General features: G+C 52.0%; 23 protein-coding genes. 10 read left to right on the top strand and 13 right to left on the bottom strand.

Annotation, left to right across the window (positions count from 1 at the left end; all coding sequences use genetic code 11):
* Positions 1–242: 242 nt before the first annotated feature.
* The gene (locus ACZA91_RS18485; RefSeq protein WP_463183976.1) at positions 243–2,195 is read right to left on the bottom strand and encodes an adenylate/guanylate cyclase domain-containing protein; all 1,953 of its coding nucleotides are present in this window, start codon (positions 2,193–2,195) and stop codon (positions 243–245) included.
* Between the two features lie 667 nt (positions 2,196–2,862).
* Here ACZA91_RS18485 and ACZA91_RS18480 point away from each other — a divergent pair.
* Positions 2,863–4,398 carry a YifB family Mg chelatase-like AAA ATPase gene (locus tag ACZA91_RS18480; protein WP_190530597.1) on the top strand — a complete coding sequence of 512 codons (1,536 nt, stop codon included), beginning with the start codon at positions 2,863–2,865 and terminating at the stop codon, positions 4,396–4,398.
* Between the two features lie 21 nt (positions 4,399–4,419).
* Complete coding sequence (locus ACZA91_RS18475) at positions 4,420–5,604, top strand: glycosyltransferase family 4 protein (RefSeq protein ID WP_463183974.1); 1,185 nt, start codon at positions 4,420–4,422, stop codon at positions 5,602–5,604.
* Between the two features lie 33 nt (positions 5,605–5,637).
* On the opposite strand, the gene ACZA91_RS18470 is transcribed toward ACZA91_RS18475, so the two are convergent.
* Positions 5,638–6,084 (bottom strand): bacteriohemerythrin, encoded by a 447-nt coding sequence (locus ACZA91_RS18470; RefSeq protein ID WP_463183972.1) that lies wholly within the window; start codon positions 6,082–6,084, stop codon positions 5,638–5,640.
* A 1,097-nt stretch (positions 6,085–7,181) separates the two neighbouring features.
* Between ACZA91_RS18470 and ACZA91_RS18465 the strand changes: the two genes are divergently transcribed.
* Positions 7,182–8,018, top strand: coding sequence for a DNA alkylation repair protein (locus tag ACZA91_RS18465; RefSeq protein WP_190355169.1), 837 nt, complete (start codon positions 7,182–7,184; stop codon positions 8,016–8,018).
* A gap of 96 nt (positions 8,019–8,114) precedes the next feature.
* The gene (locus ACZA91_RS18460) at positions 8,115–8,903 is read left to right on the top strand and encodes an MBL fold metallo-hydrolase (protein ID WP_099531925.1); all 789 of its coding nucleotides are present in this window, start codon (positions 8,115–8,117) and stop codon (positions 8,901–8,903) included.
* Here the strand turns inward: ACZA91_RS18460 and ACZA91_RS18455 are convergent.
* From ACZA91_RS18455 to ACZA91_RS18445, 3 genes are all read right to left on the bottom strand, one after another.
* Positions 8,878–11,532 (bottom strand): CHASE2 domain-containing protein, encoded by a 2,655-nt coding sequence (locus ACZA91_RS18455; RefSeq protein ID WP_463183970.1) that lies wholly within the window; start codon positions 11,530–11,532, stop codon positions 8,878–8,880. The two genes, ACZA91_RS18460 and ACZA91_RS18455, sit on opposite strands and share 26 nt — an antisense overlap.
* A 120-nt stretch (positions 11,533–11,652) precedes the next feature.
* Positions 11,653–12,825 (bottom strand): alanine racemase, encoded by a 1,173-nt coding sequence (gene alr, locus ACZA91_RS18450; protein WP_463183968.1) that lies wholly within the window; start codon positions 12,823–12,825, stop codon positions 11,653–11,655.
* Positions 12,819–13,097: a hypothetical protein gene (locus tag ACZA91_RS18445; RefSeq protein WP_463183966.1), complete on the bottom strand. Its 279-nt coding sequence runs from the start codon at positions 13,095–13,097 to the stop codon at positions 12,819–12,821. Before ACZA91_RS18445 ends, alr begins: the two co-directional genes overlap by 7 nt.
* A 127-nt stretch (positions 13,098–13,224) precedes the next feature.
* On the opposite strand from ACZA91_RS18445, the gene ACZA91_RS18440 reads away from it, so the two are divergent.
* Both ACZA91_RS18440 and ACZA91_RS18435 read left to right on the top strand, forming a co-directional pair.
* Positions 13,225–13,605: a TMEM165/GDT1 family protein gene (locus ACZA91_RS18440; RefSeq protein WP_463183964.1), complete on the top strand. Its 381-nt coding sequence runs from the start codon at positions 13,225–13,227 to the stop codon at positions 13,603–13,605.
* 4 nt (positions 13,606–13,609) lie between these two features.
* A complete protein-coding gene (locus ACZA91_RS18435) occupies positions 13,610–13,918 on the top strand; it encodes a TMEM165/GDT1 family protein (RefSeq protein ID WP_099531929.1) in 309 nt (102 codons plus the stop codon).
* Positions 13,919–13,973: 55 nt separating this feature from the next.
* On the opposite strand, the gene ACZA91_RS18430 is transcribed toward ACZA91_RS18435, so the two are convergent.
* Positions 13,974–15,233: an MlaD family protein gene (locus ACZA91_RS18430; RefSeq protein ID WP_463183963.1), complete on the bottom strand. Its 1,260-nt coding sequence runs from the start codon at positions 15,231–15,233 to the stop codon at positions 13,974–13,976.
* Positions 15,234–16,620: 1,387 nt separating this feature from the next.
* Between ACZA91_RS18430 and ACZA91_RS18425 the strand changes: the two genes are divergently transcribed.
* The 4 genes from ACZA91_RS18425 to ACZA91_RS18410 all read left to right on the top strand — a co-directional run bounded on the left by ACZA91_RS18425 (position 16,621) and on the right by ACZA91_RS18410 (position 20,449).
* A complete protein-coding gene (locus ACZA91_RS18425; protein WP_099531931.1) occupies positions 16,621–17,520 on the top strand; it encodes an MBL fold metallo-hydrolase in 900 nt (299 codons plus the stop codon).
* A gap of 218 nt (positions 17,521–17,738) precedes the next feature.
* Positions 17,739–18,704, top strand: coding sequence for a bifunctional riboflavin kinase/FAD synthetase (locus tag ACZA91_RS18420; RefSeq protein ID WP_463183961.1), 966 nt, complete (start codon positions 17,739–17,741; stop codon positions 18,702–18,704).
* Between the two features lie 168 nt (positions 18,705–18,872).
* Positions 18,873–19,811: an AAA family ATPase gene (locus ACZA91_RS18415; RefSeq protein ID WP_190355069.1), complete on the top strand. Its 939-nt coding sequence runs from the start codon at positions 18,873–18,875 to the stop codon at positions 19,809–19,811.
* A 47-nt stretch (positions 19,812–19,858) separates the two neighbouring features.
* Positions 19,859–20,449, top strand: coding sequence for a diheme cytochrome C (locus tag ACZA91_RS18410; protein ID WP_099531934.1), 591 nt, complete (start codon positions 19,859–19,861; stop codon positions 20,447–20,449).
* Between the two features lie 128 nt (positions 20,450–20,577).
* Here ACZA91_RS18410 and ACZA91_RS18405 read toward each other — a convergent pair whose 3' ends face one another.
* The 7 genes from ACZA91_RS18405 to ACZA91_RS18375 all read right to left on the bottom strand — a co-directional run bounded on the left by ACZA91_RS18405 (position 20,578) and on the right by ACZA91_RS18375 (position 25,477).
* Positions 20,578–21,033: a hypothetical protein gene (locus ACZA91_RS18405; RefSeq protein ID WP_463183959.1), complete on the bottom strand. Its 456-nt coding sequence runs from the start codon at positions 21,031–21,033 to the stop codon at positions 20,578–20,580.
* A 59-nt stretch (positions 21,034–21,092) separates the two neighbouring features.
* Positions 21,093–21,431 (bottom strand): XisI protein, encoded by a 339-nt coding sequence (locus ACZA91_RS18400; RefSeq protein WP_190530606.1) that lies wholly within the window; start codon positions 21,429–21,431, stop codon positions 21,093–21,095.
* Positions 21,416–21,835 carry an element excision factor XisH family protein gene (locus ACZA91_RS18395; RefSeq protein WP_463183957.1) on the bottom strand — a complete coding sequence of 140 codons (420 nt, stop codon included), beginning with the start codon at positions 21,833–21,835 and terminating at the stop codon, positions 21,416–21,418. The genes ACZA91_RS18400 and ACZA91_RS18395 overlap by 16 nt, the downstream gene beginning before the upstream one ends.
* Positions 21,836–22,030: 195 nt before the next feature.
* Entirely contained in the window at positions 22,031–22,462 is a 432-nt protein-coding gene (locus tag ACZA91_RS18390) for a nucleotidyltransferase domain-containing protein (protein WP_463183956.1), read from the bottom strand.
* Between the two features lie 9 nt (positions 22,463–22,471).
* The gene (locus ACZA91_RS18385; protein ID WP_463183953.1) at positions 22,472–22,810 is read right to left on the bottom strand and encodes a nucleotidyltransferase family protein; all 339 of its coding nucleotides are present in this window, start codon (positions 22,808–22,810) and stop codon (positions 22,472–22,474) included.
* Positions 22,811–22,886: 76 nt separating this feature from the next.
* Positions 22,887–24,101 carry an MAE_28990/MAE_18760 family HEPN-like nuclease gene (locus ACZA91_RS18380; RefSeq protein ID WP_463183951.1) on the bottom strand — a complete coding sequence of 405 codons (1,215 nt, stop codon included), beginning with the start codon at positions 24,099–24,101 and terminating at the stop codon, positions 22,887–22,889.
* Positions 24,102–24,205: 104 nt separating this feature from the next.
* A complete protein-coding gene (locus tag ACZA91_RS18375; protein WP_463183948.1) occupies positions 24,206–25,477 on the bottom strand; it encodes a GmrSD restriction endonuclease domain-containing protein in 1,272 nt (423 codons plus the stop codon).
* Between the last annotated feature and the right edge of the window lie 260 nt (positions 25,478–25,737).

Here is a 25,737-nt window from a genome sequence, read left to right as displayed (position 1 = left end):
AACTGGCCCCAGCGATCGACGGAAGCCAGAGGATCAAGCCCCTTGCTCCCGCAACCATTGGAGCTGGGCAATTGCTGATCAAGTCCTGAACGATACTTTTCCAGCAGCCTCTAATAATTCCGGTCTGGAAAATTTCCACCTGGAAAATTTCAGTCCGGAACTTCAGCAATGCACCTCAAAAAATCAGATTCAAAACCTAACCCCAAAGTACTGCCCCAGAAACCAAAAGGGCTGAAGAAGGGCTAAAGGGTTGATCGCTTGTCCAGCAGCCAATAGGTATTCATTTCACCACGACCTTTGATGTGAATTGAACCCCGTTCTTCAAAGTGATAGCGATCCTTCAGCCGTTCATAGGTGGAATCGGTGACTTGAATCGAACCAGGAACCCCATGGGACTCCATCCGCGAAGCAATATTAACCGCATCGCCCCATAGATCGTAGATGAACTTCTTCGTGCCAATTACACCGGCAATCACAGGGCCTGTGTTGATCCCAATCCGGATTTCCAACCGTTCACCCAAGGGCCCCAGTGCATGGGCCATGCTCGATCGCATTTCCAAGGCCATATCCGCCACGGATTCCGCATGGTTTGCCTGGGGAACCGGCACGCCCCCCACCACCATGTAAGCATCCCCAATGGTCTTAATTTTTTCGAGATGGTGCTTTTCCGCAAGCCGATCAAAGGTGGAAAAAACTTGATTTAAGCAATTAATTAATTCCAAAGGCTCCAGTTGCGCCGCCAAGGAAGTAAATCCCACAATGTCAGCGAAAAGAATCGTTGCTTCTTCAAATTGTTCCGCTGGTGATTCGTTGGAATCCTTGAGCTGGTCTGCCACCCGGCTGGGCAAAATATTTAGCAATAATAATTCCGATCGCTCCTTCTCCTTGCGCAGTTCAGCGGTGCGCCGCTCCACCCGTTGCTCCAATTCTTCAAAGGACTGCTGAAGTTGGGTGGCCATGCTGTTGAAGGCATCTGCCAGGCGATCGACTTCAATGATTGGACTGCTGGCAACGGTTTGCTCTAAATTGCCCTTGGCCATTTCTCCCGAAGCTTGGGCAATTCGACAAATGGGTTGGGTAATCCAACGGGCCGTTAAAATTCCAATTGGAACCGAAATTAAAAGCGCCAGAAAGCAGAGGGTGATCGTGTTTCTGGTGTTTTCATTAATTTTGGCCATGAAATCCGATTCAGGAACCACCACCACAATCAGCCAATTCAAGCCATAGGCATCCTTGAAGGGCGAAATTTGCAGAAATTGACGTTCATTGTTTAGCCAAAATTCAAACTGATGATCGCGCTGAATATTTGAGAGTTGATCAAATTGACCATATAAGAACTCAGCGCTCGATCGCAAAAGCTGATTGTTACTTTGGAGCGCATGAACTCGTTGTAGTTCTTTTTTGGCTTTTTGGGACTGCTCCACCCAAAGGGGCTGATCTTTCAGGGAAGTGGCCACCAGCTCGCCGCTGGGTTCGACAATAAAAACCTGGCCCGTTTTCCCAATTTTCAAGGTCTGCAAAAAGCCACGAATCTGATCCGTACCAAATTGGCTGGTTAAGATGCCCGCAGGTTGCCCGTTGCGATCGTAAATGGGCAAGCTGGCATTAATCTGCAACAGGGGATTGCCAAAGTTGAGATAAATTTGGCTCCAGGTGGGTTTTCCGGCCTTGAAAGCCACTTCGTAAAAGGGCCGTTTGCGCACATCATAGTTAGGCACGCTTTTGGCTAACTTGGCCCGTTGCCCTTTTTCGTCAATTTCGTAATAATTTAAGTTTCCGCCACCGGGAACGAGCTGTTCGGCAATTTGGGGCGTTTCGGTTGTGGAAAGGCGATTGATCCAACCCACCCGCAAATATTGTCCCTGTTGATTGGCAAACCCCACATAGCCAATGTTTTTGTAGGTGATCGTTTGTCGCCAAAAATAGGTGCGAGCTTCGGCAATTTTTTGTAAATCAATAATTCCCAGCTCGATCGCGTCGCGATTCACCTGATTCACCAACTGGGGAGTTTCCACATACGATCGCACCCGATCGCTCACCCTGGCTGTCACCTCATTGCGCAATTGGTTGGCCAAATCCCGCACCGCTTCCTGGCCGCTCTGAAACGACAGCCAACCCACCAACCCCACGGCGGTTACTAACTCGACTAAAAAGGGCAAAACCAGGGTGGTACGGAGACGAAACTTGCGGCGCACGGGTACAGGTAGGGACTGAGATGAAACTTGTGTCAGTGGAATTTCTGAGCTGACCATAGGAACTGATTCGCGATCGCCAGGATGGCTCGGGTGTTCAAAGCTCAAGGGTGAGGGATTCGGATCTGTGGCCCAGGACGGGAACGAAACTGCCACAGGAAAGATTGCATCTTCGCTTTACGGTAATCCAAGTTCCTGGAAATGGCGAAAGATTCCGTCTATCAAGGGGGGCGTGCTGAAGGAATCAATCCAGCGAATTCCTGTGGCCATCAGTTCAATTCGATTGTGTCAAGAAATATTAATACTAGGTACGTTTTGATACCCGAAAAAATTCCTGATTACTGAATTGCTGAACCATGATTGTAACCAACAAACCATCATTGAGTCATGATCGGTTGATTCATTAGGTTATTTTTTATCTAATTGGTAACTTAATTTAGTAAAATAAATCGATAAAAGCTAAAGTAAAAATTAATCATTAAATTAATGGTTAAATCAATCAAACAAGGTACTAAACAAGAATAATCCGACAAACACCTCTTGAGTTTTTAAAGATAGAATTCAACTGATCATAAACCGACAAGTGAATTAGATCGTTTCGCGAGAGACCGGCGCTGCTGATACACTAAAGCCTGGATTTTGCACAAAAATGTGAGGCGATCGGGAATCGATGTTAGCCCGAGTATGGAGTGCGGCCTTGGTGGGCATCGACCCGGTGAAGGTGGGGGTGGAGGTGGATGTCTCCAATGGGATGCCGGGAATTGCGATCGTGGGGCTACCGGATACGGCGGTGCAAGAATCTCGCGAACGGGTGAAAGCGGCCCTGAAAAATGCCGGATTTGCCTATCCCATGCGCAAAATCGTTGTGAATTTGGCTCCGGCCGATTTGCGGAAAGAGGGGCCGAGTTTTGACCTGGCGATCGGGGTGGGAATTTTGGCCGCCTCTGGACAAGTGAGCGCAGCCCTGTTGGGGGATCACTTGTTTGTGGGAGAAGTGGCGCTGGATGGAGCCTTGCGGCCGGTGACGGGTGTGTTAGCGATCGCGGCGGCGGCGGCTCAGTTGGGCATTGTGGGCTTGGTGTTACCGGCGGCCAATGCGGACGAAGCGGCGATCGTGCGGGAGCTAAAGGTTTATGGGTTTGAGCATTTGTCGGAGGTGGCGCGGTTTTTGAACCAACCGCAAACGATCGCGCCGCATCAACCGCCCCCAGAAGGGCGATCGCCCGATCCCTTGGCGTTGTTGGACTTGGCCGATGTGAAGGGCCAAACCCAGGCCCGGCGCGCGTTGGAAATTGCTGCCGCTGGTGGCCATAACTTGATTTTTGTGGGGCCGCCGGGAAGTGGCAAAACCATGCTGGCTCAGCGGTTGCCGGGTATTTTGCCCCGGTTGACCTTTGCGGAGGCCCTGGAAGTGACGCGAATTCATTCGGTGGCTGGCTTGCTGAAGGAGCGGGGAACCTTGGTGCGCGATCGCCCCTTTCGCAGTCCGCACCATTCCGCCTCTGGCCCCTCGCTGGTGGGTGGTGGCAGCTTTCCGCGACCGGGAGAAATTTCCCTGTCCCATCGAGGGGTGTTGTTTTTGGATGAGCTAACGGAATTTAAGCGGGACGTGCTGGAGTTTTTGCGCCAACCTCTCGAAGAAGGCTGCGTGACCATTTCCCGGGCCCGGCAAACGGTGCGATTTCCGGCGCGGTTTACCCTGGTGGCCAGCACCAACCCTTGTCCCTGTGGCTATTACGGCGATTCGGTGCAGGCCTGTACCTGCTCGCCCATGCAGCGCCAACGCTATTGGGCCAAGCTGTCGGGGCCGCTGATGGATCGGATTGATTTGCAGGTGGTGGTGAATCGGCTGCAACCGGAAGAGGTGACCCGATCGAGCGGTGGAGAACCCTCGGCGGCCGTGCGCGATCGGGTGTTGGCGGCGCGGCAGGTGGCCCAGTCTCGCTTTGCCCAAGAGGAATCGCAATCGCCCGTGCAGTGCAATGCGGAAATGCAAAGCCGCCAGATTCGCCGCTGGTGTGCCCTGACGGATCAGACCCGATCGCTATTGGAAAACGCAATTCGACGGTTAGGATTATCGGCAAGGGCGACCGATCGGATCCTGAAAGTGGCCCGAACGATCGCGGATTTAGAACAAAGCGAGACGATTGAACCGGGCCACGTGGCTGAAGCGGTGCAATATCGCATTGTCGATCGAATGCAATAGATAGGTCTCACAGGTCTAACAATGAAGCTTTTGGTTTTGGCTTCCCATCCGGTGCAATATCACGCTCCGGTATTTCGGTGCATGGCCCAAGAATTGGCCGCCAGAGGTGATGAATTGTTGGTGGTTTATCTCTCGGATTTTTCAATTCAGGGCTACCGCGATCGGGAGTTTGGCCAAAGTATTGCTTGGGATGAACCCCTACTTAATGGCTATCGATCGGTCGTTTTGAATCCCAATCAAACAAAGCAACCCAAAGGTTTTTGGAGTTTGCGAGCCACCGGTTTTCCGGCCCTCTTGCGCCAAGAAAAACCCGATCGCCTGCTGATTCACAGCTTGATTTATAAGGGAGCTGTCACCGCTGCCATTTCCGCCAGATTTCGGAAAATTCCTTGCAGTTTGCGGGTGGAAACCAATGATCAGGCAGTGCCGCGCCAGGGCTGGAAAAGCCTCGTGCGATCGCTGGTTTATCGGTTGCTGTATGGGCTGTTTGATTCGGCCGTGGCGATCGGTTTCCTGAACCGCGAGCACCTGATTCGTCACGGCATCCCCGCCAGCCGAATTGCCATGGCTTACTACTGCGTGCCCGATCGGTTTGCAGATTTATCTCCTGAAAAAAAACAAACGATTCGGGCCAAAACCCGTGCCGCCCTTTGGCTTAATCCAGAGCGAACCGTTTTGCTCTTTAGCGGTAAATTAATTCCCAAAAAAAATCCCGGTTTAATTCTCCAGGCGATCGCCCAATTACCCCCAGCATTACAAGCCCAATTAGCAGTTCTGTATTTGGGCGCTGGGGAATTGCAACCACAACTGGAAGCCCAGGCAGAAACTATGCCAGATTTGGCAGTCAAGTTTTTAGGTTTTCGGAATCAGCAGGAGTTACCCCCCTTTTACCTAGCAGCAGATGTGCTGACTTTGCCCTCAAATCGGGCAGGAGAAACCTGGGGATTGGTGATTAATGAAGGTCTGCAAGCGGGCTTACCCTTCATTGCCACTGAAGCGGTGGGTTCCACGGTGGATTTTGGTGAATTACCCGCAGTGCAAACAATCCCGATTGGGGACGCGACGGCCCTGGCAACCGCGATTCAACAGGTGATGGGCATCGATCGACAGTTCGATCGATACGCCACCACCATGGAGCACTTTTCAACGGAAACCGTTGCTCGGGTCATTGTGGAATCTTTGGCAAATTTTCAAGCCAATTCCTGATCAAAGGCCAATGAATTCCCAATGAATTCCCCATTAAATTCCAATCAGTTCACCTGCTTTACCGACCATCGTGAGTTGGTGGTGCTTTTGTTGCATAAACTGAATCATTTTTTGATCTTCGCCCTTGATGTGGTGGCGCAACCAATCGGCTAGGAAATTCATCAGATTCTGAATAGCGCTGGTTTCACCCGTTTGAAACTGTTGAATCAGTTTGGTCACTTTCTGAATTAGGCGATCGTGGCAATGTTTGTGGCGATCGAGTCCCGGGTAAGCATGATCCTGCATGAGTGATTCCTCATGCTGAAAATGGGCGATCGTGTGTTCAGCTAGTTTTTCCAACATCATCGCTAGCTTGTCCATCGATTCCTGACGATCGATAGCACTCTGCAACTCATTCACTAATTCAAAAATGTCTTGGTGCTCCTGATCCACTCGATCGTCACCAATACAGAAATGATCGCTCCACTCGACTTTGGCCATCGTAGTAATTATTCCAGGCAGCAAAACAGCAAAAATCACCCTTGCCCAACGCAGATAGCCGCCATATCTCACAACAATTCAAAAATTGATCGAGAATCAATCATCAGCCCATGTTCACCAATCATCGCAATGGGTAATCGCGAGTTTTCAGTTTTTCCAGTTCACAGCAGCCCAAGCGAGCCGGAAGTTAATTGCACCTCTGGCTCCCTCGAAAACTGGCTAGAGACTTTGCCCAGAAAAACAGAATGATTGGCGATCAGGTTCACAAACTTTGATCAATGACCCTCAGCTCATGAACAAGCATGGACGAATTGAATGAATTCATTCAACTGAATCCAAGGAATCTTAGATGAATTGTTGAGTCAGGTTAGATATTGAGGGGCACTGTGCAGGACTAATGAAGCTTGACTAGAATCTCTCAAGGTTTTCCATCATCCAATTATTCAATCATTCACTGTTGAAATATTGGGCAATTGAAGCCTTAAGAGATTGAAGGATTCATTAGTGTTCGGGCATCTAGAAATGGTCGGTTTGAGTTTCGACCATCGGGCGATCGGGCCAGGGATGGGGTACGCGATGACCATGCAGAACAAAATCTTGGGCCAAGGCTCCCCGGGCGATCGGGAGTTGGCAGCAACCCAATCTTTTGAGTTCCCCCGCGAGTTCGATGAACCCAGCCGGTTTCGTCAACTTTGATGGGTGTCACTGCCCACGACAGTCACTAGTTTTAGCGGAATGCTGGCCCGATCGCAATCATTTTTGACTTTGATGTTGTTTTAAAACATTCCTTGAAAAAAAGGTGTTTAAAGCATTTGAAATCACTGGATGATTCATCCTGAATCGGTGCTCATTGACCCCCTGATTCATGGGTCAGTGGTTGGTCAGTTGATTGACAGGTTCCCTAGCCGCAGTTTTCGGGGTTAATCAGCCATTGGCGTGAGGGGCAGCCCATTCCTGATTGAAATTTCTGACTGAAATTTGTTTTTGGGCGATCGCCTCACTAGGATCTGGTGCAGGTGGTCGCATCGGCTGCTGGATCCAAGCCTGACCTCCCCGGCTGACCTCACCCACTGGTATCTGGCATGACAATATCTGGCATGAAAACTTGTCCCGTTTCCCCGGCTCCGGCGCGTACCGGTGCGAAGTCGATCGCAGAAATTGCTCCGGCTATTTTGCAGCAACTGAACCACGGAACGCTGGAGGCGGTGACCCTCACGGAAGTGCTGGCGATCGACCATGGGCAACTGCTCCGGGCGATCGCCCCCGACGTGGGAGCGCCGATTTTGGAACAGGTGACCGCCCATGACCACTTGAAAATCAAGGCTCGGATGCAAATCGTGGGGCAACTGCTGCTCGATCGGTATGGTTTGGCCGGCTCGGAGCGATTTGCCACCCACCGCAGTGACACGGCCCGCAGTTGGGCTGCAATGATGGTGGGCTTGGCTCCGGGGCTGTCGTTGCCCGATCGCCTGGCCCAAATCGCTAACTTAGCGGACGATCCCAACGCCAATGTGCGGGAGTGGGCTTGGATGGCGTTGCGGCCCCATGCGGCCCATCAATTGGAACTGGCGATCGCCCAGTTAATTCCCTGGACGCTTCACCCATCGGCGAATCTGCGTCGGTTCGCCACGGAGTTAACCCGGCCGCGGGGCGTATGGTGTGCGCACATCCAAGCCCTGAAGCGCGAGCCATCCCTAGGATTGCCGCTGCTGGAACCCCTGCGGGCGGATCCTGCGCGGTATGTGCAAAACAGCGTCGCCAATTGGCTCAATGACGCGGCCAAATCGCAGCCGCAGTTTGTTTGGGACTGTTGCCAGCGTTGGCAGCGGGAGTCTGCCACCCGAGCCACGGCTTATATTTGTCGGCGGGCCCTGCGTGGTTTGCTCGATCGCGGTTGGCAGGACGATCGAACATTTGCCGATCGCGCCAGTTAGCCATCCGGTGGACGAGCGATGACGGACAGGATCGACAGTCAAAATCCAGCGCTACGATACAAGGCAGATCCACTCGCAAACTTCCCGACCGCACCCATGCACCTCACTTGGTTTGATAGCAATAGCTGGTTAATTGAACTGGCGGGCAAGCGCATTTTGCTCGATCCCTGGTTTGTGGGGCCGCTGATGTTTGGGAATGCCGCTTGGTTTTTTAAGGCCACCCATCCCAACCCCCGTCCAATTCCCGCCAATTTGGACTTGGTTTTGCTGTCCCAAGGGCTGGAGGATCACGCCCATCGCCCCACCTTGGAACAGATCGATCGCACCGTGCCGGTGTTGGGATCGCCCAGCGCGGCCAAGGTCGCCGAACAGTTGGGATTCCAAACGGCGATCGCCCTTGATCACGGTCAAACTTGGACGCTGGATCAACAGGTGGCCATCCGCGCCACCACCGGCTCCCCTACGGGGCCCAAAACCCTAGAAAACGGCTACATTCTGCGGGCGATCGCGGGGCCCGAAACTGGCGAAAGTCTTTACTATGAACCCCACGGCTATCACCCGGCGGAGTTGAGCGAGTTGGGGCCAGTGGATGTGACCCTTTGCCCGCTGATGGATCTATCGATCGGGGGATTCCTGCCGATTATTCAGGGAACCAACAGCGCCTTGAAGCTGGCCACCATGCTGCGGCCCCAAGTGATGTTACCGACGGCGGCGGCGGGCGATGTGCAATACGAAGGTCTGCTGGTGTCCCTGTTGCGGGCGAAGGGCAATGCCGCAGAACTTCAGACCCAATTGCAGGGAGCAGGGTTAGCAGCCCAAATCCTGGAACCCAAACCGGGCGATCGCCTAGCCATGCCCCTCAAGAAGACCTCAGCAATCGCCTAGGGAGTCGCTGCACCAGGCCAAGCCATCGGGAGAACTGGGAACGGCCCTTTCTCCCGGGAACTGGCAACAACACCAAGCCCATGGCCACCATGGGCGACACCACCGGTAACCACCAAGCCGCCCAAAAAAAACTGATCATCCCGATCGCCCCCACCGCCAGCGAGCCGATCGCCCCGATCCAAAGTCGATCACACCAACGAGGCTGCGGGTTCCTTGCCTGCCCAACCGCCAACAGCCCTGCCCCAAGACCCGCCCAAAGCAAAATCCACCCCAACTTGTGCGGCCAAGCGATCGCCTGAAGCAAGGGGCGATTGTCCAGCACCGCGCTTATCAGTTGGCTGATGCCGTGAGCCTGAATCTCCAAGCCCGGAATCTCTTGCCCACCCGGCAGTTTCCATCGATCCTCAGAACTGGCTTGGATATTGCCAATTAATACGATCGGATTGGGTTGACCAGTCCAAGGAATTCGATCGGTACTTTGCAACACCTCTCGCAGGGGCAAACGCACCCAATCCGCCCGCCGAGGAGCCAACAGCAGTTGATTGCCTTGGTCATCAAACCACCCATACCCCCCCGCTCCGGCGGTAATTTGGGGAATCGTGACGGAACCATACCGCCATCGATCGCCCACGGATTGAAACGCCACCCTCTGTTGCTTCAGGTAATCATCCACCAACAGAGCACTCAACCCATAGGTGGCGTGACAAGCTTGGCTAGACTGGGGAACCGCCATGGCCAAAAGTTGCCGTCGCACCACCCTTTTTGAATCACTGGCTTGATCAGAAAAAGCCACCCGATCGCGCTTCAAGCCCACTGGGGCCGGAATTTCCCAAGTATCTTCCGTTGGGTCAGCTAATTTGCACAGACCCACCACCCGAGAATTCGACCAGAGGCGCTTTTGCCAAGCGGAGGTCAGCGGCCAGGGGTAATAAATATCCACTCCAATGACGCTGGGTTTCAGGGTGGCCAGTCGCTCCTGAAGCTTGGCCAAGGCCTCCGGAGCCAAGGAATTTAACCCGCCAGCTGCCGTTGGAATCCGTCGCCAACCTTGACGATCTTGATAAGCCACGTCATTTTCATCAATCGTGACTAGCAAAATACGTTGATCTTGTAATTCCAACGGCCGCTGCTGCAACATTGCGTCATAAACCCAAAATTCCGGGGTCTGGATGATGCCGCCTAGGCCAATGGTGATCCCTGTGGCTAAAAGGGACTGCCCGACTAGTTGCCACGGTTTCGGACTAACTTTGGGGCTAACTTTCGGGCTAATTTGCTGATTGTTTTCTGGACGCTGATTGTTTTCTGGACTCAGTGCCTGATTTAGTTTTTGATTTAATTTCTGATTTGATTCCTGACTAGATTTCTGACTGATTTCCTGATCTAATTCCTGGCTTGATTTCTGACTGGGTTTCTGACTGATTTCTTGACCGGGTTCCTGGCTGAATTTCTGAATTGAATCCTGCCTCAGTGGCCGATCACTGCTGGGCCGAGCTGCACTGGGGCCAACGGGTTCGCTCCAGCTTTGGAAATCAGCTTCCAAGTGGGAGCGATCGGGCCAAGTGGGCAAATCTAACAGGGGATGGTGAAAGACCAGCGGCAACCAATCGGCCCTTGGATATTGGGCGCTGGAGCGTTGGAGCGATCGACGGGCTTCGTACAGAGATAGGGGCAGCGACCGCGATTGGGCGTAGTGAGTCAGAAAGTCCTTGAGGAAATGTTGAGCGACTAGATCGGGAACCGAAGCCCGCATCACAATGGCGGCCGGTAGGTGCGATCGATGCAGTGCTTCCGCCAAATCCACACTGTGGCAACAGTTAAAAATCGCCAGTTGCAAACCCTGCTGAACTGCGCCTTCCAAGGCATGGCTGAAGTTTTCTACGGAAATGTTGTTCCGCAGGTTAAGGCCAATCTGACCCGATCGGCTGCTAGTTCCGGGATAGCCATGGCCCGCAAAGACCAGCACTTGCGGTTGGTTATCGCGCAGGGCATCAAAAAACTGCTCAGGAGTCGGAGCGTCCAGCAACTGCACATTCGCCAGCCCCGCTTGGCTCAGTTGTTGAAGGGCCTGATGATCGGGATCCAGGTCTAAATCCTCCCGATCGCCCAAAACCGCCAAAATCCGAACCAAGCCCCTAGGGGCCGATCGCGCCTGAATGGGTGGTGTTTTGCCACTGGTTGGACAACAGCCCCAGGCAAGCTGGTGACTTTTCAGGGGTTTCCATTCGTCCCAAGGCAGCCTTGGCACATGGCGATCGTCCGTGGCGATCGACAGCCACAGATCATCATCGGGATTGCTAAATCGCAGAATTTCATGGGTAATTTCCCGAAAGCTTTCCCCCTCCAACCAGTTGTTAAACAGAGTTTGCAGGCGATCGGCCGCGAGTTGGCACTGTTGACGATGCAAAGAAAGGGGCAACTGTCGCTGAACGCCCTTCACCTTAATTCGCAGGTTGGGATAACTCGCCCACAAGTCCCAAAATTCCGTGGCCACTTGGACCAATTCCGGTGCGGGCGGCAGGCGAGTATCGCAAGTTTGTTGGTGATGGGGGCTGCGCCACAAGTCCAAGCGGGCCAACAGTCCCTCCGTTGCCAGGCAACCATGAAGCGAGAGTTTTACCCGAAAGGTCATTGGGCGGGATAGGGCGCAAGGTTAAGCAGGATTTCCTTAGTATCTGCGAAAGCTTCTCCAAAATCCCGCAATTGCCGCCATCAGCTCATTTCAGCTCCCTATTAATCTTTCAACCTCCTATTAATCATTAACCGTAATCCTGGGTAGGCGATGCTTAAAGCCGCAAAGGATTTCCCAAGAAATGGTTCCCAGGCGATCGGCCCAATCTTCTGCCCGAATTTGCTGGCCGGCATCCTCTCCCAACAGGGTGACCACTTCACCCGGCATCAGATCGCCGGGAAAGTCTGTCACATCCAACATCAACTGATCCATGGTGATTGACCCAATCTGCGGAACCGATCGCCCGCGAATCAAAACCTGCATTTGGTTAGACAAGTTGCGCGGCACTCCATCGGCATAACCAATTCCGACCACAGCCACCCGGGTGGGCCGCTGGGCCACGTAACGATGGCCATAGCTCACCCCCTCGCCGGGTTCGATCGTCTTCAGTTGGGTGATGCGGGCCCGGATGCTCATCACCGGCCGCAGGGGCAAAATACCGGCCAGGTGTGGTGCGGGGGCCAAGCCATAAAGCGCCAGGCCAGCCCGCACCCGATCGAAGTGGTAAGCCTGATCGGCCAGTAGGGCGGCGGAATTGGCCATGTGAATTTTGGGCAGGGTCAGGCCGCTCGATCGGGCCCGTTCGGAAAAATCCTGCAAAAATCCCTGAAATCGCTGATATTGCAGCCGCATCACCGTGGGATCCGGTTCATCGGCCGTGGCGAAGTGGGAATACAAACTGGCCAGGCGCAGGGGCGGCGCTTGGGCAACCCATTGGGCCCAATCAGCGGCTTCCGTCCAGCGGGTTCCCAGCCGGGCCATGCCTGTGTCGATGTTGAGGTGTACCGGCAGCGATCGCCCTAAGGATTTCAGCACCTCCGCAAAGGTGAAACTCTGTTGCAAGGTGCAGAGGGTGGGTTGTAGTTTCCAATGCAGCAGCGCCTTGATCTGATCGGCGGTGTGAGCTGCGCCTAACACCAAAATGGGTGCATCAATGTTGGCTTCTCGGAGTTGGCCGCCTTCCTCGATCGTGGCCACGGCCAGCCATTGGGCCCCCGCCGCCAGAGCCGATCGGGCAATGGTCGCCGCCCCGTGGCCATAGGCATCGGCCTTGACCACCGCCAACAATTCCACCCGATCGCCCACCCAGGTTTTCAGGTGGCGCACATTGTGGCGCAGGGCCGCCAGGTCAATTTCCACCCAGGCCCGCTCGCGCCGCAACCAAGTCAGGGACGGCTGTTGCTGCACTAACATCTTCGATTGTCTCCTTCACACCACTGTTGGGCCGTTGGCCCGTTGGATCGATCGCCGCCGTCCGGTTTCGGTAATTCCGGCAACGCTCGATCGCCCCAACCATAGCGCACCCATTCCGTAAACTCACCAAACTCACCGCTGTGGCGGCACGGGCGGCACTGGCAACATCGATCGCCTCTGAAGGGCCGGTTGGCTATGGCCCGGCTCCCATTGATCCAGTTCTCAGCCCGCTGGAATTCCTGAACCGCAATTCCCCAAACCATCTGCAACATCAGCGATAGAATAGGGTCATCAAAAATGAAAGCACTGTGAAAATCAGCGTTAATTCTTGCTGATTTCTGCTGATCTCATTTGTTTTCGCCTTGTTTTCGCCGTTTCCCGCCGCCGTTACGAGATCCCGTGAACTTGTCTGATCCTTCTGCCCTCACCCCGGCCCAGTCCGAGGCACAACCCGATCGCCCATCAGCGGCCCAATCGCCCGCCACCAGCGCCCGCAGCAATTTCCTCAGCGCCTTTGCCTCCACCTTCATCGCCATCTTTTTGGCGGAATTTGGGGACAAAACGCAAGTGGCTGTTCTGCTGATGGCTGCCGAGTCCCATCAACCTTGGGTGGTGTTTTTGGGGGCCACGATCGCCCTCATTTCCACCAGTTTGATTGGTGTGCTGTTGGGTCAGCTCCTGGCTCGTTGGGTGTCGATCAAAACCTTGGAAACCATCGTGGGCGCAATTCTGTTGATGGTATCCGTCTCCCTGTTGTGGGAAGCCATGGTTGGAGGGTAGGGAAATGAACTGGCAATTACTGGGACTGAGTTTTATCACCGTGTTTTTGGCGGAATTGGGCGACAAGAGCCAACTGGCCGCGATCGCCCTCAGTGGTGGTTCCCGATCGCCCCGAGCCGTGTTTGCGGGCACAGCGGCCGCCCTGGTGTTCGCCAGCCTGATTGGGGTTGTGATTGGCGAGGGCACGGCCCAACTTTTGCCCACCCGCTTGGTGAAGGCAGCCGCCGCGATCGGGTTTGCGATTATGGGTCTGCGATTGTTGTGGCCCGCAGCGGATTTTCCCCCGGACTACGAGGCTCCCGAAGCAGATTAAGCGGGCGATCGGCTTTCTTCACGAACACTCGCCCAAATCCCTAACGCTCAAGCCACTAACGCTCAAACCGCACATCCGCATCCGGTTCACTCTCGGATCGGTTAGCGGGCCGGTTGGTGGATCGATTGGCGGGCGGGGTTGCCCGTTCCGGCCCCGGGGCCGGCGCTTGCACCTGTTCCTCAAGCTGTTGCGTAGTGGCCAGAAATTGCCCCAGCGCCGTAATAATCACCCGCAAGCTGCTGCGAAATTGTGGATCGCCCGTCAGCTCATCCAAATCACTGGTAATCTTTTCAAGATTTTGGAGGGTCGATCGCGCGGAATTCACCGTTTGTTGCAACATGAACAGACTCTGGGGACTCTTAATTGCCCCCGTGATGTCCCGCAAATTGGCCGCCGTTTGGGCCGCATTTTCCGTCAGCGCATCCAAATTTTGCAGCAGGTTGCTACCGCGTAACTGACGCATGGCGGGCGCAACCTCTCCCAACGCATTGCGCAGGCTCGCACTGGTTTCCGCCAAGCTGGTCAGCGTTCGGCTCAAATTTCCTCGATTACTGACAATCAGCCCATTAACGCTCGTACTGGTTTGCTCCAGGGAATTGGCGGTGCGGACAATGGCCGTGGTGGTGCTGCCCGTGGCGCGGTTAATGGTGTCTGAGGTGCGGGCGATCGAACGGGCGGTGTTACCAAAGGTGCGCACCTCCTGCTGTAGAGATCGCGCCAAACTGGCCGCATCTCGACTGAGCTGGCGAATTTCGGCCGTGGTGGCGTTGAGGTTGCCCATGGCTCGATCGACCTTGCCTTGAAACGTCGGATCCGTAATCAAATCCGCAATTTTGACGATCGCCCGAATCAGCGATCCATAGTTAATGGGCGGGCTGCCCACCAGGCGATCGCCCCCACAAAGCAGCAACTGGGAATCACAATCCCCTTGGGCTGGCCCCGGCCCCACTGTGGGCACTGGCCGACTGTCGTTGAGGGGGCGAATGGCCAACGATGCTTCGCCAATCAACCCGGTGCGATCGACTTCCGCCGAGGATTGGCGAGGCATCCGTAGCTCCGGATTTTCCACCTCAATCACCACATCAACCGAATTGGAAGCCGCCCGAATGTCCGTCACCTTGCCAACCGGTACACCACGGAACAAAACCGGCGAGCCAACCTTCAGCCCATCGGCATTGGCAAACTCAACAATTAAACGATAGGGACGACGACCCAAATAGGTTTCACTGAGCCACAAACTCAGCACCGCAACCAGCCCCAGTCCCAATAGCACCAGCAGACCAACGGCCCCCTCTCGGACAGTGCGCGATCGCATGGTAAATGGTCTCCTAATGGCACTGGTTAGAGCAATTCAATAGACTAAGTAGCAGTTGGATCACGATCAGCCACACCCGCAGTCAACAGCGCAGGACTCAAAAATGGAGATCTCCAGGAAAGCTTAAACAGAGGCACAGCCCAGGCAGACTCACGCCCCAGCAGTTCTCCCCAAGTTCATCGCTCCCCAGTCATCGCTCTCAGGCCATGACTCCAGGATGACCCCCGATCGGTGGACTCAGCCCAAGCCAATGGTAGGGGCTAGCCTCCGCTTGTCCTCAAATCCAATCAAGCCCGGTCAGATCAGACCCAGAATGAACCAAAGACGGCTCCGATGTCTAGCGGCAGATCTTGACCACAGGGATCCTAGTCAAGTCTGGGCCATGAGGTTTGGCGATGGCGCTTGGCCCGAATCATCTGGGTCGGAATTGCGCTGGAAGCCTTAAGGATTCCGGACGCTGTTCCCCAATCTGCGAAACGAGGGATAACCTACCCTAAATCCTTGCGGAAATTGCCCCGATCGCCTGTGTTCTCCCTCACAGGCCGGCGGAGAATGTCAGCTAAGATGCTGGGAGGTTCAACAGGTTCAGGTTCGATCGCTTCCTTGGGCAACCCCCACCCGCCATCGGTTTCGATTCGTCAAAACGGTTAGTGCCCAATTGAGTCAGATTAGGTCAATATAGTTGTCGGGTCATAACCTGGCACGATCGGGGCCCAACGGGTCACAATCGAAGTCACCCAGCGCTGCTGGAATTTCACGCTTGCTGATTGATCTGTCTGATCAATCCGTCATCCGGATTCAGGATCTGGATCCAGAGGTTGCGGAGCCGCTCAGGGCCCAACACTAGCTTTGGCCTCTGAGGCGAGGATCTGGGTCGAGGATCTGGGTCAAAGCTCTAGGTCGGTGAAAATTTTAGAATCGCCCAAATGCTATCCCAGACTACAAATCTGACGGCAATCGGGACAAGCTTTGATTTAAATCACCTCGCCTGTGCGAATGCGGCTTTACTCTAGTTTTGGTTTCACCAGACTCTACCTGGGTGACAGTCCAACCACCTTGCATCTTGCGAATCCCTGTGCATCAATTGGCCTAATGCAAAGTCAATCTAGAACTTCAAGCCGAGATTCCTCACTGGGAATTCTTGCTGAAAATTCTAGAGATGCATTCCTCAGCAATGCAATCTAGGCCTAGGGCCGGGCTGCGACCGTCGGTTGTTTTCGGCAATGCTTTCGGCAAACATCGTTGGTCATGCTCCGTATGAATTCCGCCTGAATCTCCATCTGCTGACCCACCGCAATGTTTTCCCCAGTCATGCGACCGATCGCGCTAGGCTGTATGGCATCGGGGAGCGTCACTCTGCACTGAAATTTGGCTTATCCGCTTACCCATGTCCAGTCCGAACAGCCAGTTCCAGATCCGCTTTTGGGGTGTTCGTGGCAGTATTCCCTGCCCCGGCCCTGAGACGGTTAAATACGGCGGTAACACCCCCTGTGTCGAAATGCGCGTGGGCGATCGTCGGTTGATTTTTGATGGTGGTACGGGGTTAAGGGTCTTGGGGCAGTCCATGCTAGCCGAGATGCCCGTTGAAGCCCACATGTTCTTCACCCACAGTCATTGGGACCACATTCAAGGCTTCCCGTTCTTTGTGCCTGCTTTTATCAAGGGCAATCGCTTCCACATCTATGGAGCGCCCGCGCCCAATGGGGCGACGATTAAGCAGCGCATGAATGACCAAATGTTGCATCCCAACTTCCCGGTTCCCCTGCAAGTGATGGGGGCGGATTTGGCCTTTTATGACATGCAGGTGGGAGACACGATCGCGATCGATGATCTGCATGTGGAAAATGCGTCTCTCAATCACCCTGGCGAAGCGGTGGGCTATCGCATCACCTGGCAAGGGCGAGTTGTGGCTTACGTCACCGATACGGAACATTTTTCCGATCGCTTGGATGAGAACGTGCTGCACCTGGCCAAGGATGCGGATGTGCTGATTTACGATGCCACCTACACCGATGATGAATACAATTCGCCTAAGACCAGCAAGGTGGGCTGGGGCCATTCCACCTGGCAAGAGGCGGTGAAGGTGGCGCAGGCGGCCAATGTTGACCAGTTGGTCATTTTCCATCATGATCCTCTGCACACGGATGCCTTCTTGGATGAAATGGGTCGGCAGGCGGCGGCGGCTTTCCCCCATGCGTTGATTGCAATGGAGGGGATGACGATTCAACTGACCCCCCGACGACCGGAACAACCGACCATTCGCCCAGAGGTGACGGTGCTCGCCTAGATGACTGACAGCCATCCCTAGATTGCACACCTGGACTAAGCTGAGATTGCCGCGATCGGGTTTTGAGCTAGTAAGTCTTGAGCTAGCAAGTCCTGAGCTAGGTAATGCATCGGAGTCATGAACCTGGATCTCGGTCTAGGTCATCACTCTAGGTTGTCGATCGATCTAGAGGGCGCAGCTCGCAGGAGTTTGTTGTTCGGGGAGCTTAGAGAGTCCTATTGGTTTGGATCACGTCTGCACTGGATTCGGTACTGTCGCCGACCACGATCGCACTCGGTAATTTTGATGGTGTGCATCGGGGTCACCAACGGGTAATTGCGCCCATTTTGAATGGCCCGGCGATCAACCCAAGTGATTCTGCCGCTGAGCCAGGTTCGATGCCGGTGAGCACGGTGGTTTCCTTTTCGCCCCACCCCAAGGCGTTTTTCAGTGGGCGATCGCACCCTTTGCTCACACCGATGGATGAGAAGGCGCAGGTGCTCGATCGCCTGGGAATTGAGCAATTTGTGATTTTGCCCTTTGGTCGATCGCTGGCGGATTTGACCCCCGAAGATTTTACGGTGGAGATCCTGATTCGGGGCTTGCAGGCCCGGGCGATCGCCGTGGGGGCCGACTTTCATTTTGGCCGAGGTCGATCGGGGACGGCCGATCGCCTGCGAGAAATTGCCGCCGAATTTGGCGTGCCGGTCAAAATTGTGTCGCTGATGTCTGACCAAGAAGGGCGCATCAGCAGTTCCCGAATTCGGGCCGCCCTTGGGGATGGGGATGTGCATAAGACCCAAGCGCTCCTGGGCCGGCCCTACGCGATCGCCGGACGGGTGGAAGCGGGTCAACAACTGGGACGGCAATTGGGCTTCCCGACAGCCAACTTAACCATTCCCCCGGAAAAACTACTGCCCCGATTGGGGGTCTATGCGGTGCGGGTCACCTTGGCCGATGGTTCCCTGCGGCCGGGAGTCACGAATATTGGTCGGCGGCCCACGGTCGGTGAACAGGCGGCGGTGACCGTGGAAGTGCATCTGCTGGATTGGTCAGGAGACTTGTATGGACAATGGGTGACGATCGAGTTAGTTGATTTTCTGCGCCCAGAGCAGCGGTTTGCATCTTTGGCAGACCTGAAAACTCAAATTGAGCAGGATCGTCAACAGGCCCGCGATCGCCTCACTGCCGTTCCCTTAAGTTAAGCTGACGGAAGGCTTGGTTTCCCAGCCCCTCCGCCGCCTTCAGACCGACAGTTTCATGGCTTGCCGATGGCTTGGGGCCATTTCCTTGGGGTTGCACCCTCAGGGCGGAAGCTCTGGAGCTGGCTTTGCCAAGTTCGGCCCAATTCGGCCAAATTTTAGGATTGAATTATGGGTGAAAGTTCGCCGACGATCGAGTCGCACAAACAGGCACTGCAAGCACTTCAGAACAATCTCCAACGGGCGATCGTTGGCAAAGATGGGGCAATCCAGCTTGTGTTGGTGGCGCTGCTGGGGGGTGGCCATGCGCTGCTGGAGGATGTGCCCGGGGTGGGCAAAACGCTGTTGGCCAAGTCCCTAGCGCGATCGATTGATGGTAAGTTCCAGCGCTTGCAATGCACCCCCGACCTGTTGCCCGCCGACGTGACCGGTACTAATATTTGGAATCCCCAAAAGGGGCAATTCGAGTTTGTGGCGGGGCCCGCTTTCAGCAATGTGTTGTTGGCCGATGAAATTAACCGGGCCACACCGCGCACCCAAGCGGCGTTGTTGGAAGTGATGGAAGAGCGGCAGGTGACCTTGGATGGGTTGTCGCGGCCCGTGCCGGAGCCATTTTTTGTGATTGCGACCCAAAACCCGATCGAGTATCAAGGGACGTTTCCGCTGCCGGAAGCCCAAATGGATCGCTTTGCCCTGTCCTTTTCCCTAGGCTATCCGTCGGCGGAAGATGAACTGCGGATGTTGCAGCGACACCAGATGGGGGCGATCGACCAAGATTTGCAACCCTGCATTACGCTGGAGTCGGTGCGGGAACTGCAAAAGGCCTGTCGCCAAGTGCAGGTTTCCGCCGCAGTCCAGGACTATATCTTGCGCCTGGTGCGATCGACCCGCCAAGATGACGAAATCACCCTTGGAGTCAGTCCCCGGGGCGCGGTTGCCATGCAACGTTCCGCCCAAGCCCTCGCCTTCTTGCAAAATCGGGACTATATTTTGCCCGATGACGTAAAACAATTGGCGCTCTCGGTTTTGGCGCACCGTCTGATTCCCGCTGGGGGCAAAAATGCCCGCACCGTGGTCGATCGGCTCCTGCAAACGATTCCCGTAGACTAGCTCCCACCCATTTTTTTCCTCTAAATCCTTCACGGCAACCATCGGGCATGGCAGACAGCAAATTTGGGCATCTCATCCGATCGCGGCGTGCATCCTGGGGGGTTGCGCTCCTGCTGGCACTGCTGGCCATGCTGTTTGGGGTCGGGTTGGCCCGGGCGATCGCGCCGAGTTCGCTCCCGATCGCGGATTCTGGCCAATCGGTCATCGCCCAAGCCGAGCGATCAGTGCTCATCGACCCCAACGGCGACATCGATCGCGTTGCGCCCTCTTTCACGCTGGGGCGAGAACTGTACCTGGAAAATTGCGCCTCCTGCCATATCGGCGTGCCCCCAGGATTGATGCCCAGTCAGGTTTGGCGAAATCTGATTCGTGATCGCGACCACTACGGAACCACGATTGAAACACCCCGAGATCCCAGCCTCCAAATCATTTGGAACTATTTGAAAGAATATTCACGCCCCGCCGAAAACAACGAACAAATTAACTACCGCGTTGGCAGAACCACCACTTTCAAGGCTTTGCACCCCCGCGTTCAGCTACCAGACCCCGTTCAACTCAGCACCTGCATTCGTTGTCATCCCCGTGCTGATTTCTTTAATTTCCGTGCCCTTTCTCCTGATTGGGAAAATGCACCTTAATTGATCAGTGAAATTCCGTCGGCTTTGATATTTTGCAGGAGTGGATGGTGTTCCCAATCTAGCTGATGCTCTAGCCAGAAAATGGGGCAGATGACCAAGTAAGAAGTCGATAACTTTGGCATTTTGACTCAAGATTTCTCCTGGAATTGATCGATTAGCCAGCGGGTGATTTGTCCGTCATCTTCGCGATCGAGGTCGATCGGTGCATTGCCGGTTGGCAGGTCTTTGAGGTCGCGATCAATATAAAACGCTAGGTGCGGTTGTGCTTGCTGTTGTTGACACCGTTGAATAATGGGATTCACGTAGCCCGCCAGCTTCATTGGTGCAAGGGCTGCGTACAAGCCGACTAAACTGGGAATCATGGCATGGCTACGTGCTTGATCCGCACCCGATCGAGTGGGTTCCAGGCGCATCCAGCCGTTGTAGTAGTAGCCTCGCGAATTCTGACAACTATTGGGGTTGGTTTGTTGGGCGATCTCGATGAATTCTTCCCAGGTTCCGCGCTGCCAATGATCAAGAATGATGTTGGATGAGTGGTTGATCGATTCTAGCTGAATGCTTGATTGGGGCGGGGAGGTTGGCATGGTCAACGCTCCAGATTGGGTGTTTCGGACAGTGCTGAGTGATGGTTCCGACAAGCGGTTTAGGAAACAGCAAATTCAGTGATTTGACGGCGATCGCTGGGTTTAAATCCTAGAACAATGCGATTTTTGGGAATTCCTAAAGCGACTAGTTCATCGGCGATTCCTTCTTCTGTTCCATCCTGTTGAATCCAAAGCTTCTGATCAATGATGTCAATGTGTAGAAGCGTGCCATAGATGCGTCGTCCATTGTGCCAGCCAACTTCAACCAACAGATAATGGTGGTTCTGAGTATCGATGATTGTTTCTAGCTGAACATCATCACTGGTTCCTAAGAATTCAATGTAGCTATTGAAGAGTTTCTGAATGATTGATTGGTCGGTGTCTAAGTTGAAATCCATTGCTTAATAACCTCCTGGTTAGGGTCGAATGTCAGCAAGCGAATTAATTTATCTTCAAGCAGTATTTGGCCAGCTTCTTCTTCAAAAACAGTCTTGTAGACCGAATGGGTGACAGCTAAATAAAGGGTTCTTTCGGGAGCGTAGCGGAAGAGGAGTCGTTCATAAAGAATAAATTGACCGAGGGCATCTTCTAAATCTTTGATGTCGGAGGCGCGGGTGAAGCTTTTGATTTCAACGGCGATTTTTTCTGTGCCCCGATCGGCTGCAATTAAGCGCTCGGCACCGAGGTCAACAAAAAGGTTTTTGCGCGTTAATCGAATCCGAAAGGGATCATGGGTGATTGTCCAGCCTGCTTTAGCTAGAGAATTTTTGACGCAATCATGGAAAATATCTTTGGCGGGCATAATCGATTTCTTGCGGTGCTGGCTGTAATCGTCATTTTTCCTGACGGCTAATCTACTTAGTATTTTAATCGGTCAGCTTCTGGGCGATCGGGGAGGCTGGCATCGTCACAGTCGCTGCGCCCCTACCTGAAAGACATTGTGCTACGGGAGGCGGTGCGTGCCTTCTAGAAGTTTTACAGAATGGGTACAAGGCTCCTAATTAATTATCTCGTTCGAGCTCAGATTGATTAGTGAAATTCCGTCGGCTTTGATATTTTGTAGGAGTGGATGGTGTTCCCAATCTAGTTGATGCTCTAGCCAGAAAATGGGGCAGATGACTAATTCATAGTCTAGACAAAGGTCGGTGATGAACTGGGTTCGTTCTTGTTCTTGCAGGCGATCGATTTTGGCTTTCTGGTCGTGCAGAACAATCAGCAAATCGAGATCGGAGTCTGGTTTGGCATCGCCTCGGGCTTGGGAACCAAAGAGGATGAGGTGGGCTAGGCGATCGCCGTAGATGTTGAGTAGGTTATCGCGCAGGGCGATCACGATTTGAGCCAGGTGAGGATGGCGTGATTGCCCCGCCAGCGATCGCATCAGTACCGCGTCTTTATCGGTTGAGTTTTGGGCGATCGGGGAGGCTGTCATGGTCAACCCTCAAAATTGGGGTGAACGGTAAATCACTCGTGCTGTGTTGAGGATGTTTTGGCGGCGTAACCAGTTGTCACTGCGCTCGATCGCGGCTTTTACCAACAAGTCAATGGGACGGCCGAATAGTGCTTCTAGTTCATCACGGATTTGCAGGGTTTCCGTGAGGCCCCGTTGAGCGGTGGGGGCAAAGCTAACTAAAACATCGATGTCGCTGTCGGGGCGAAAGTCATCGCGCAAGACTGAGCCAAACAAAGCAAATTCAGTGATCTGCCAGCGATCGCACAGTTCACCAATACGCTCGATCAGAATTATGGTACAACTAGCTGATTCTAGATTTTTGACCATACTAGCCCTCAACAACAAAAATCATTGACTGAGTAGTAATTCTCTATCTTCTCAATAAGTAGCTCTCTCACTCTAACTAACTAAATATATAAATAAATGATTTATTCTCGCGAATTCGAGTCCATAATATTTCCATATCTTCAATAGGTTCGGAACTGCTAATCAGAGTCTCTGAATCTAGCATTAATGCAATTTGCAGGCTGCCGTTGAATGTGGAAATATCAACTATTTTATTTTTGGCAATTTTAGAGTTGATCGATATAGATTTAATTAGAAATGTTTCATATTGCATCTTCTCTCTTCGAGTTTGAATTATGATCTCGTCGCCAATTTTCATCTTGAGTCTAGCTGGAGCCTCAATCGTAAACCCGATAGTCCTTTTATTGCTAAAGACTTTAATAATAGTAAATTTTTTACAATCAAGACTCTTCGTCTTGTGAAATAAGAAGTTGTTCCTCAAAATACTCTGCAATCCTCTTGCATACAAAATGATTATTTCAATATAAATAATCATGCTTTCCTGAGAAAGAAAATCTAGGTTGTGTTGCCAACCGTGGGATATGATATTTCTTCTCATCACTAAGTCATTGATTACTTTTGATAAAAATTTCTTCCCTTCTTCTAAATTCTTCCCTTCTGCTAAGTTGGGACTAAAACTAAATCCGGTTTTGGCCTCTAAATTTTCGTTTTTATCAAGATCAGTCAATTTTTTTAGAAAAAGAGTTTCTTCAAGAACTTGTTTGTTGATATTGTCAATGCCTAAATCGGAGAAAAAATCTCTTATAAATTCAAATCGAAAATTCTGTCGATGGTTGGTATATGCGATGCTATTGAGATGATAATTCGTATTATTTGTGAAGCAGTGATGAAGATTTTGAATGATTACTTCTTTTGAAGTCAAATCTTCATATTTCTCATTTTCTATAAACCTAATAAAGTCTATGGACTTCAGAAAGTGTGTCTTCTGGACTTTCTCAGGTAGTTGACTATACGAAAGAGATATCTCTCGCAAATTTTCAAGATACTCTATCGATACTGACTCTATGAATGCCTCAAAATTACTATACATAGTTATAATTACGGCGTTATGACTTACCTCTTTCTTAGTAGTTCTTGCCTCCAAAGTCTGACTGACTAATTTCTCCAAGTTACTGAATTCAGGTCGCGCGGAAAGTATCAGTGAGTTAGATTTGAGAACTCTCAGTATTTCATTTTCTAAGTGATTAGTGACAAGGTAGTCTCTCAACCTTCTAAATCTTTCACTCATTTCGAGAAAGCTATTGCTCAGCATAAGTTTTGATAAAGATACTATGATTTCTGATGTTTAGGATATTTCTCGCTTGACCACTAAGAATCAAGCTTGGATGATTAATGGCAAGCTCTCAACGACTAGGATCACAAGATTCCTCTTAAAAACCCTTGCATTTTAGTAATTCTCAATGCGACATCTCCTACAGTGGTTTTTCGTCCACCGAAAATCACATCATTTTCTTGATAAAACTCTTTCAGTTTACTTTGAATCACTGATTTTTTAGCTTTCAGAACCTCAGGATTATCTGCGTATTGGCTAAAAGCTTGCATAATAGGGTCATAGACTACTTTCATAGGCTGTTTACTCCACTCCCATTCACCATCTCTTTTGCTTCCTTTCCTAGCTCTGCGCCATAATAGAAATGCGCTTTCACCCAGTACATCATTGACTAAAATAATAGTCTCATTGAATAAAGATTTATAGAGACCCAGTAATTCATCACTGAAATTTCTGTTTCCAAAGTCCAGAAAACGATCAAGAATCGACACTAGCGATCCTTGAAATTTATCTATCTGTCGATATGCAAAGAATCTAAGTACTAGTTCTACATCCTCCATCTTATTCCAAGGATTATTGCTAGTAACCTCTGAGCTTTCATCATCATTCTCATTCAGATTGATGGACTGAGTGAAATTCCATAAATCTCTGAATATTTTTCCAGCCGCCTCTTCACTATTAGCAAGCTCAATACACAGTGTATTAAATTGCCCACTATAAATTGCATTTCGGGCTTCTTGAGGCTCTAGCTTGATACCCCCACTATTAAGCCTTTCAAACACAACTCTTTGTAGAGTTCTAGCATCTTGTTCGGACTTGGCGCTTTCCTTTAACAAAATGATTGATGAAATATATCGTCTGTCAATTGCTTCACGGATTTTTTTGGGAAGGTCGCTATATCGTCTTCCTTCTAGCTCTTTCCAATATTGCAATTCTTCTAGCTGAAACTTGTCTTTGTAAAAATCATAAATTGCGCCCATCCGTTGTTGTCCATCCATTACTTCATATGACGCATACTCAATTTCATATAAAAAGATAGGCGGTACAGGGACATTCATAATAAATGACTCAATAAGCCTTGACTGCCGCTTTGAATCCCAACGCCGACGACGTTGAAATTCTGCATCTAGCTTATATTTAGACACACCATCATCAGTCTTAGCCTCCAACATTCTTACGATAGACTCAAGAGGATATCGGGCTTGTTCAGTGATGATTCTAGACTCTTGAGCTATGTACTTAGCACTAATGCTTTCATCATTCACTAAGTCTGATTTTTGCGAAGAGTTATTTAATGACTCTTTTTCTCGGGTAGAAAACTGCTCACCATCAAATAACTTGATCTGAATAGATTGCATTTTGGTGCTCTCCACTACAGGGTAATTAAACTGAATTTATGAGAACCACTTAGCAAGTCTAATTTTCTGTCAGGACTGAATGCCATAGTATTGTTCTAGCCAAAAAGAATTTATGCAAGATTTATCATAATTACTGCCTCGCTAGATCATAGCATCACAAGAGATAAGTTTTGTCTTGATACGCTCATTCATCTCATTTTTTAAAACTTTAACTTACCTACGCTGGGGCGCATACTAGTGCGCCCCCCTCTCGCGATTAT

The organism is Limnothrix sp. CMB-01, assembly GCF_055193175.1.
Note: the sequence above shows the minus strand (reverse complement) of the source record. Positions and strands in the feature narration are given on the sequence as shown.

Coding starts and splice junctions, on each gene's coding strand:
- ACZA91_RS18395 (WP_463183957.1), bottom strand. CDS start 21,835: ATGCCCGCCAAAGATATTTTCCATGATTGCGTCAAAAATTCTCTAGCT.
- ACZA91_RS18385 (WP_463183953.1), bottom strand. CDS start 22,810: ATGGTCAAAAATCTAGAATCAGCTAGTTGTACCATAATTCTGATCGAG.
- alr (WP_463183968.1), bottom strand. CDS start 12,825: ATGTTAGTGCAGCAACAGCCGTCCCTGACTTGGTTGCGGCGCGAGCGG.
- ACZA91_RS18410 (WP_099531934.1), top strand. CDS start 19,859: ATGGCAGACAGCAAATTTGGGCATCTCATCCGATCGCGGCGTGCATCC.
- ACZA91_RS18455 (WP_463183970.1), bottom strand. CDS start 11,532: ATGACCTTTCGGGTAAAACTCTCGCTTCATGGTTGCCTGGCAACGGAG.
- ACZA91_RS18430 (WP_463183963.1), bottom strand. CDS start 15,233: ATGCGATCGCGCACTGTCCGAGAGGGGGCCGTTGGTCTGCTGGTGCTA.
- ACZA91_RS18435 (WP_099531929.1), top strand. CDS start 13,610: ATGAACTGGCAATTACTGGGACTGAGTTTTATCACCGTGTTTTTGGCG.
- ACZA91_RS18425 (WP_099531931.1), top strand. CDS start 16,621: ATGTCCAGTCCGAACAGCCAGTTCCAGATCCGCTTTTGGGGTGTTCGT.
- ACZA91_RS18465 (WP_190355169.1), top strand. CDS start 7,182: ATGAAAACTTGTCCCGTTTCCCCGGCTCCGGCGCGTACCGGTGCGAAG.
- ACZA91_RS18470 (WP_463183972.1), bottom strand. CDS start 6,084: ATGGCCAAAGTCGAGTGGAGCGATCATTTCTGTATTGGTGACGATCGA.
- ACZA91_RS18415 (WP_190355069.1), top strand. CDS start 18,873: ATGGGTGAAAGTTCGCCGACGATCGAGTCGCACAAACAGGCACTGCAA.
- ACZA91_RS18445 (WP_463183966.1), bottom strand. CDS start 13,097: ATGTTGCAGATGGTTTGGGGAATTGCGGTTCAGGAATTCCAGCGGGCT.
- ACZA91_RS18480 (WP_190530597.1), top strand. CDS start 2,863: ATGTTAGCCCGAGTATGGAGTGCGGCCTTGGTGGGCATCGACCCGGTG.
- ACZA91_RS18390 (WP_463183956.1), bottom strand. CDS start 22,462: ATGACAGCCTCCCCGATCGCCCAAAACTCAACCGATAAAGACGCGGTA.
- ACZA91_RS18475 (WP_463183974.1), top strand. CDS start 4,420: ATGAAGCTTTTGGTTTTGGCTTCCCATCCGGTGCAATATCACGCTCCG.
- ACZA91_RS18460 (WP_099531925.1), top strand. CDS start 8,115: ATGCACCTCACTTGGTTTGATAGCAATAGCTGGTTAATTGAACTGGCG.
- ACZA91_RS18400 (WP_190530606.1), bottom strand. CDS start 21,431: ATGGATTTCAACTTAGACACCGACCAATCAATCATTCAGAAACTCTTC.
- ACZA91_RS18375 (WP_463183948.1), bottom strand. CDS start 25,477: ATGCAATCTATTCAGATCAAGTTATTTGATGGTGAGCAGTTTTCTACC.
- ACZA91_RS18380 (WP_463183951.1), bottom strand. CDS start 24,101: ATGCTGAGCAATAGCTTTCTCGAAATGAGTGAAAGATTTAGAAGGTTG.
- ACZA91_RS18405 (WP_463183959.1), bottom strand. CDS start 21,033: ATGCCAACCTCCCCGCCCCAATCAAGCATTCAGCTAGAATCGATCAAC.